Origin of the sequence: Nocardioides sp. (assembly GCF_030655615.1) — a bacterium.
GTDB lineage: Bacteria > Actinomycetota > Actinomycetes > Propionibacteriales > Nocardioidaceae > Nocardioides.
The window spans coordinates 1-6,478 of sequence record NZ_JAURVJ010000075.1 but is presented as its reverse complement, the minus strand read 5'-3'; the positions used below and the strand labels follow the sequence as shown (position 1 = coordinate 6,478).

Sequence of the window (6,478 nt, the reverse complement as noted above, 5' to 3'; positions counted from 1 at the left end):
CGTCCTCCTCGACCTTGATCTCCAGCAGCGTGCCGGCGACGGGCGAGGGGATCTCGGTGTCGACCTTGTCGGTCGACACCTCCAGCAACGGCTCGTCGACCGCGACGCTGTCACCGACCTGCTTGAGCCAGCGGGTGACGGTGCCTTCGGTGACGGACTCCCCGAGTGCCGGGAGGTTGACTTCGGTGGCCATGGGTGGGCTGTTCCCCTTCAGGAGTGGGCGTGGAGCGGCTTGCCGGCGAGGGCCAGGTGGGCCTCGCCGAGGGCTTCGTTCTGGGTCGGGTGGGCGTGCACGAGCGGGGCGACGTCCTCGGCGAAGGCCTCCCAGTTGTAGATGAGCTGGGCCTCGCCGATGAGCTCGCCGACCCGGTCGCCGACGAGGTGGACGCCGACGACGGGACCGTCCTTGCGGCGGATGAGCTTGACGAAGCCCTGGGTCTTGAGGATCTGGGACTTGCCGTTGCCGCCGAGGTCGTAGGTGAGGGTCTCGACGCCGTCGTCGCCGTAGGTCGATCGCGCGGCCGCCTCGTCGAGCCCGACGGAGGCGATCTCGGGGCTGGAGTAGGTCACGCGGGGGATACCGGTCTCGTCGATCGGCTGCGGGTCGAGGCCGGCGATGTCCTCGGCCACGAAGATGCCCTGCTGGAAACCGCGGTGGGCGAGCTGGAGCCCCGGGACGATGTCGCCCACGGCGTAGACGCCCTCGACGTTGGTGCGGCAGCGCTCGTCGGCGAGCACGAAGCCGCGCTCCATGGCGACGCCGGCCTCCTCGTAGCCGAGCCCGTCGGTCGCCGGGCCGCGGCCGATGGCGACGAGCAGCAGCTCGGCCTCGATGACGTCGCCCCCCTCGACGGTGACGGCGACGCCGTCGTCGGTGGTCTCGACGCTCTGGAACGGGGTGCCGGTGCGGAAGGCGATCTTGCGCTTGCGGAACGCACGCTCGAGCGCCTTGGACGACGCCTCGTCCTCGGCCGCGACGAGCCGGGGCAGCGCCTCGACGATGGTGACCTCGGCGCCGAAGCTGCGCCACACGCTGGCGAACTCGCAGCCGATGACGCCACCGCCGAGGACGACGACCGACGCGGGCACGCGGTCGAGGCGCAACGCGTGCTCGGAGGTGATGACGTGGGTGCCGTCGACGTCGAGGCCGGGCAGCGACCGGGCGTAGGAGCCCGAGGCGAGCACGAGGTGCTTGCCGGTGTGGACCTCCTGGCCGTCGCTGCCGGTGACGGTGACCTGGCGGTCGCCGGTCACCTTGCCCTCGCCCTCGAGGACGGTGATGCCGCGGCCCTTGATGAGCCCGGCCAGGCCCTTGAAGAGCCGCGAGACGACGCCGTCCTTGTAGCTGTTGACCCCCGGCATGTCGATGCCCTCGAGCGTGGCGCGGACGCCGAACTGCTCGGACTCACGGGCGCTGTCGGCGACCTCGGCCGCGTGCAGCAGCGCCTTGGTGGGGATGCAGCCGACGTGGAGGCAGGTGCCGCCGAGCTTGCCCTTCTCGACCAGCCCGACGCTCAGTCCGAGCTGGGCCGCCCGCAGGGCACAGGCGTAGCCGCCCGAACCCGCTCCGAGGACGAGGACGTCGAAGTCGGCCACGCTGGTCCTTCCGGGGTTCGGGAGCGCTCCGGTGCGCTCGTCCGTCCATCTTTGCACTACGCGTGATGTTGGCGACAAGGGCGTTCCCGGGGCGTTCTACCGCGCCCCGGCAGCGCGGGAAGGCAGACTGGGGCCATGGCTTTCCTCGACCGCTTCCGCCGTGGGTCCCGCACCCGCGTGAGCCGCCCGACCGGCGGCCTGCGCACCGGCTCCACGACCGTTCGCGCCTCCGACAAGGTCGACGTGCTCCACCTCGACACCTGGGTCGGGGAGCGTCGCGGGGTCGAGGGCTTCGTCGAGCCGCGCACCGCCGTCAGCGAGGTCACGCTGCTCCTGGTCGCCCACGACGGCGAGTGGACGCGTCGCCGCGTGCCGTCGGTCAAGTGGGCCCACGACTTCTGCAACAAGCACCAGGTGCCCTCCTACGACGCCGCCGTCGTCGGCATCCCGCAGCGGATGCGTGACTACAACTCGCGGATGAAGCAGCAGAGGCGCCAGCCTGGCCTCTAGCTCGAGGCGAGCGACCGCGCGTACTCCACCAGGGTCGTGACGCCGAAGCCGGTGCCGCCGCTGGTGACGTGGCCGTTGGGGCCACCGGAGGTGTACGCCGGGCCCGCGATGTCGAGGTGGGCCCAGGGCAGGCCCGCGGTGAACTCGCGCAGGAAGGCCGCGGCGTAGAGGCCACCGCCCCAGCGGATCCAGTCGTGCTGGGCGAGGTCGGCGATCTTGCTGGAGTGGATGCGCTCGTCCATGGCCTCGGGGATCGGCATCGGCCAGTGGTCCTCGCCGGCGACCGCGGCCGCGGTGAGCACGGCGTCGACGACCGTCTGGTCGCCCAGGACGCCGCCGACGCGGTCGCCGAGCGCGACGACCATGTGGCCGGTCAGGGTGGCGACGTCGAGGATGACGTCGGGCTCCTGCTCGGTGGCCAGGACCAGGGCGTCGCCGAGCACCATCCGGCCCTCGGCGTCGGTGTTGAGGATCTCGACGGTGGTGCCGCCGTACATCGTCACGATGTCGCCCGGGCGGGTGGCCGCGCCGCCGAGCATGTTCTCGGCCATGGCGGCGTAGGTCGTCACCTGGACCGGGAGCCCCAGGTCGGCGATCGCCAGCGTGGCGGCGATGACGGCGGCCGCGCCGGCCATGTCGGACTTCATCTCGTGCATGTTGGCGGCGGGCTTGATCGACAGGCCCCCGGTGTCGAACGTGATGCCCTTGCCCACGAGCGCGAGGTGCTGGGTGGCGTCCTTGGGGGCGTAGGTCAGCTGCACCAGGCGCGGCGGGGCGTCGGAGGCCTGGCCCACCGAGAGGATGCCGCCGCAGCCGAGCTCGGCGAGCTCGGTCTCGTCGAGGACCTTGACCGTCACCTTGGCGGCGCCGCGCGGACGCGCCTTGACCGCGGCCACGACGGCGTCGGCGAACGACGGGGGGCGCAGGTCGTTGGGCGGGGTGTTGACCCAGTCGCGGGTGAGGGCGACGGCGCCGGCGAGCACCTGGGCCTCCGCGAACGCCGCGACGACGTCCTTCTTGCGGGCCGCGGGGCTCAGCACGACGAGCTCGCCGGGGCTCTTCTTCTCGCCGGCGCTCTTCTTGTAGGTCGTGAAGGTGTAGCCGCCGAGGGTCCAGCCCTCGGTGACCGCGCGCACCAGGGACGCGGAGTCGGCCGGCAGCGCGATGGCGACCGACGCGGCGTTGGACACGGCGCGGGCCGCGGCGCCGGCGGCCCGTCGTACGCCGGCGGGGGTCACCTCGGGGCCGAGCCCGACCAGCACCAGCACCGGCGAGGCGATGGTCTTGGACGTCGGGACCTTGACGACCTCGCCGGCCTTGCCGGTCACGCTCAGCGTCGCGAGGAGCGGTGCGAGCTTGCGACCGTAGGCCTCGGCGACGTCGTCGCCGCCCGGGGCCAGCCGCGGCCGGGCACCGCCGGACAGCACCCCCACGACCACCGCGTCGCAGCGGGTCTTGGCGGGGCTGGCGCTGCGCAGGGTCCACGTCGTCATCCGGGGAGCCTACGACGCGGGTGACCGTGCGCACCGCGCCCGGGGGAGCGGACGGTAGGTTGCGAGCCATGTCCGAGGCGTCCGGCCCCCAGGAGCCCCTGCGCTCCCCGCTCCACGACCGTCACCTGGCGCTGGGCGCCAAGTTCGCCGACTTCGGCGGGTGGTCGATGCCCCTGCAGTACGCCGGGGTCGTCGAGGAGCACACCGCCGTCCGCACCGCGGTCGGGATCTTCGACGTCAGCCACCTCGGCAAGGCGCTCGTCGCCGGGCCGGGAGCGGCCGAGTTCGTCAACGCGACCCTGTCCAACGACCTGCACAAGATCGCGCCCGGCAAGGCGCAGTACACGCTGTGCTGCGACGACGAGACCGGCGGCATCGTCGACGACCTCATCGCCTACTACCGCGACGACGAGCACGTCTTCCTCATCCCCAACGCCGCCAACACCGCCGAGGTGGTCCGCCGGCTCCGCGCCGCCGCACCCGAGGGCGTCGAGGTGACCGACCAGCACCGCGACCACGTCGTCCTCGCCGTGCAGGGCACGAGGTCCGACGAGGTCCTCGCGGCCGTCGGGCTGCCGACCGGCCACGACTACATGAGCTTCGTCGAGGCGTCGTACGGCGACCCGGGCGGCTCGGGCGACCGGTCGAGCACCGTCACGGTCTGCCGCACCGGCTACACCGGCGAGCGCGGCTACGAGCTGGTCGCGCCCAACGCGATCGCCGTCGAGCTGTGGGACGCGCTGCTCACGGCCGGCGAGCCGTTCGGGCTCGCGCCGTGCGGCCTCGGCGCCCGCGACACCCTGCGCACCGAGATGGGCTACCCGCTGCACGGCCAGGACATCTCGCTGTCCGTCACGCCCAACGAGGCGCGCCTCGGCTGGGCCGTCGGGTGGAAGAAGGACGCCTTCTGGGGCCGCGACGCCCTCGTCGCCGAGAAGGAGGCCGGCCCGCGCCGGCGCCTGGTCGCCCTGGAGTCCACCGGCCGCGCGATCCCGCGGCCCCACATGAGCGTCAGCCTGGTCCCCGACGTCCTGCTCGGCGAGATCACGTCCGGCACGTTCTCGCCGACGCTCAGGAAGGGGATCGCCCTCGCGCTGCTCTCGTCGGTCGTCAACCCCGACGCCCAGGTCGGGGTCGACGTACGCGGTCGCCGCGAGCTGTTCCAGATCCGACCGCTGCCCTTCGTCGACACCTCCGTCCGGGAGTCCTGAATGAACCTGCCCGACCAGCCGCAGACCTTCCGTCGTCCCACCGCCGCCGAGCGGCCGTGGTCGTGGCGTCTCGAGGACGCTGCAGGCACCGAGGTGACGCCGACGGGCGAAGGGTCCGCCGAGCTCGTCGAGCAGCGCTTCGCGAGCCAGGCCGACGCCGAGTCGTGGGTGGGCGAGACGTTCGGCGACCTCGCCGCCGCGGGCGTCGACCAGGTGGTGCTCTTCGAGCACGACCGCCGCGTCTACGGACCGATGTCGCTGCACGCCTGACGTGGCGGTCGGGCTGTCAGGGCTGTCGGGGCTGCCCGGGCCGGTCAGCGCGGTCTGCCACACGTTCCTCGGCGCCGTGCCCGACGGGCTCGTCACCGGCCTGCACCTGCGCGGCGGCCTCGCGTTCGGCGAGTGGGTGCCCGGCCGGAGCGACGTCGACTTCGTCGCGGTCCTGGCGCAGCGGCCCGGTGCCGCCGAGGTCGAGGCCCTCCGCGTCGCCCACGTCGCCACGGCGGCGGCGCACCCCGACGTCTTCTTCGACGGAGCGCACGTCGTCGCCGGCGACCTCGAGCGCGACCCCGACCTGCTGCCGCCGGTGCCGTCGGTGCTGATGCGCCGCTTCGACCCGGCCGGCCCGACGGAGCCGTTGGTCGCCTGGGCCGAGCTCGCGGCCGGCGGCGTCACCGTGCACGGGCCCGCGCTGCCGGACGTCTGGACCGACCAGGACCGGCTCCTCGCCCACACGCGTAGCAACCTCGACACCTACTGGCGCGGCTGGGCCGACCGGCTGGCGAGCGGGCCGGCGGAGCTGGTGGACGACGAGACGACGACGTGGTGCGTGCTCGGCGCCACCCGCCTGCACCACCTCCTCGTCACGCGGCGGATGACGGCCAAGTCGCGGGCCGGGCGCTGGGCGCTGGAGGCGTACGACGTCCGCTGGCGCCGCGTGCTGCGCGAGGCGCTGAGGATCCGCGAGGGCGGCCGCGACGAATACCCTGGAGACCCGGCCCTGCGGGGGCGCGACGTCGCGGACCTGACCGCCCACGTCGTGGCGGAGGGTACGGCGACCTGAGGAGGCGACAGTGCCCGAGCAGCGCCCCGATCCCGGTGAGGTCGCGGCATACGCCGACGGCCGCTGGCCGGTCGTGGTGCGCACGCTCGTGCTCCTGGGTGCGCCACCGCGGCACGCCGTCGCGCTCGCCACGGAGGCCGTGGGGCGGCTGTTCCACCGCAGCGCCGACGACCAGTGGCTCGACCTCGACGCCGTCCTCGCCGCCGAGGTCGTCGACGTCTGGGAGGCCGACCGCACCGCGTGGTGGCGCCGTGCGGACCTGCAGGTCGACGAGGACCTGGACGGCACCGGTGTCCCGGAGGCCCTCGTGCTGCTGGATGTGCTGCCGCCGGCCGAGCGGGCGCGTCTGGTCGTGGGAGCCGTCGCCGGGCTGACCTCCGACCAGCTCGACGACGTCCTCGGACCCGCCGTGTCGTCCCCGCTCGTCGGCGCGTGGCGCGACGACCTGGCCCGGGTGGCCGTGGCGATCCCGGTCGGCGACGCCCACCTCGACGAGGCCCGCGGGCTGTCCGACGGCCGGCGCCGGCAGGGCCGGGGCCTGGCGGTCGCAGGCCTCGTGGCCGGGCTGGTCGCCGCCACGGTCGCGGTGACCGTCGCGGTCGGTG

Annotated in this window: 8 protein-coding genes; 5 read left to right on the top strand and 3 right to left on the bottom strand. The window is 73.7% G+C overall.

Annotated features, from left to right (window positions below; translation table 11 throughout):
- Both Q7T52_RS06395 and lpdA read right to left on the bottom strand, forming a co-directional pair.
- A partial coding sequence (locus Q7T52_RS06395) for a biotin/lipoyl-containing protein (RefSeq protein ID WP_304800535.1) occupies positions 1-193 on the bottom strand: 193 nt, incomplete at its 3' end.
- Positions 194-210: 17 nt separating this feature from the next.
- Positions 211-1,596, bottom strand: coding sequence for a dihydrolipoyl dehydrogenase (gene lpdA, locus Q7T52_RS06390; protein WP_304800532.1), 1,386 nt, complete (start codon positions 1,594-1,596; stop codon positions 211-213).
- 135 nt (positions 1,597-1,731) lie between these two features.
- Here lpdA and Q7T52_RS06385 point away from each other — a divergent pair, with 135 nt between their 5' ends.
- Complete coding sequence (locus tag Q7T52_RS06385) at positions 1,732-2,106, top strand: hypothetical protein (RefSeq protein WP_304800530.1); 375 nt, start codon at positions 1,732-1,734, stop codon at positions 2,104-2,106.
- Here Q7T52_RS06385 and Q7T52_RS06380 read toward each other — a convergent pair.
- Positions 2,103-3,599 carry a leucyl aminopeptidase gene (locus Q7T52_RS06380; RefSeq protein ID WP_304800529.1) on the bottom strand — a complete coding sequence of 499 codons (1,497 nt, stop codon included), beginning with the start codon at positions 3,597-3,599 and terminating at the stop codon, positions 2,103-2,105. The two genes, Q7T52_RS06385 and Q7T52_RS06380, sit on opposite strands and share 4 nt — an antisense overlap.
- A gap of 68 nt (positions 3,600-3,667) precedes the next feature.
- On the opposite strand from Q7T52_RS06380, the gene gcvT reads away from it, so the two are divergent.
- From gcvT to Q7T52_RS06360, 4 genes are all read left to right on the top strand, one after another.
- Positions 3,668-4,810, top strand: a complete 1,143-nt coding sequence (gcvT, locus tag Q7T52_RS06375) for a glycine cleavage system aminomethyltransferase GcvT (RefSeq protein ID WP_304800527.1) — start codon at positions 3,668-3,670, stop codon at positions 4,808-4,810.
- Complete coding sequence (locus tag Q7T52_RS06370; protein ID WP_304800525.1) at positions 4,811-5,080, top strand: hypothetical protein; 270 nt, start codon at positions 4,811-4,813, stop codon at positions 5,078-5,080.
- 1 nt (position 5,081) lies between these two features.
- Positions 5,082-5,873: an aminoglycoside adenylyltransferase domain-containing protein gene (locus tag Q7T52_RS06365; protein ID WP_304800523.1), complete on the top strand. Its 792-nt coding sequence runs from the start codon at positions 5,082-5,084 to the stop codon at positions 5,871-5,873.
- Between the two features lie 10 nt (positions 5,874-5,883).
- Positions 5,884-6,478, top strand: a 595-nt coding sequence (locus Q7T52_RS06360; RefSeq protein WP_304800521.1) for a hypothetical protein, incomplete at its 3' end; no start/stop codon positions are given.

What these genes read in the sequence shown, in the direction of transcription:
- Q7T52_RS06385 (WP_304800530.1), top strand. Translation starts at nt 1,732, where the DNA reads ATGGCTTTCCTCGACCGCTTCCGCCGTGGGTCCCGCACCCGCGTGAGC.
- Q7T52_RS06380 (WP_304800529.1), bottom strand. Translation starts at nt 3,599, where the DNA reads ATGACGACGTGGACCCTGCGCAGCGCCAGCCCCGCCAAGACCCGCTGC.
- gcvT (WP_304800527.1), top strand. Translation starts at nt 3,668, where the DNA reads ATGTCCGAGGCGTCCGGCCCCCAGGAGCCCCTGCGCTCCCCGCTCCAC.
- Q7T52_RS06370 (WP_304800525.1), top strand. Translation starts at nt 4,811, where the DNA reads ATGAACCTGCCCGACCAGCCGCAGACCTTCCGTCGTCCCACCGCCGCC.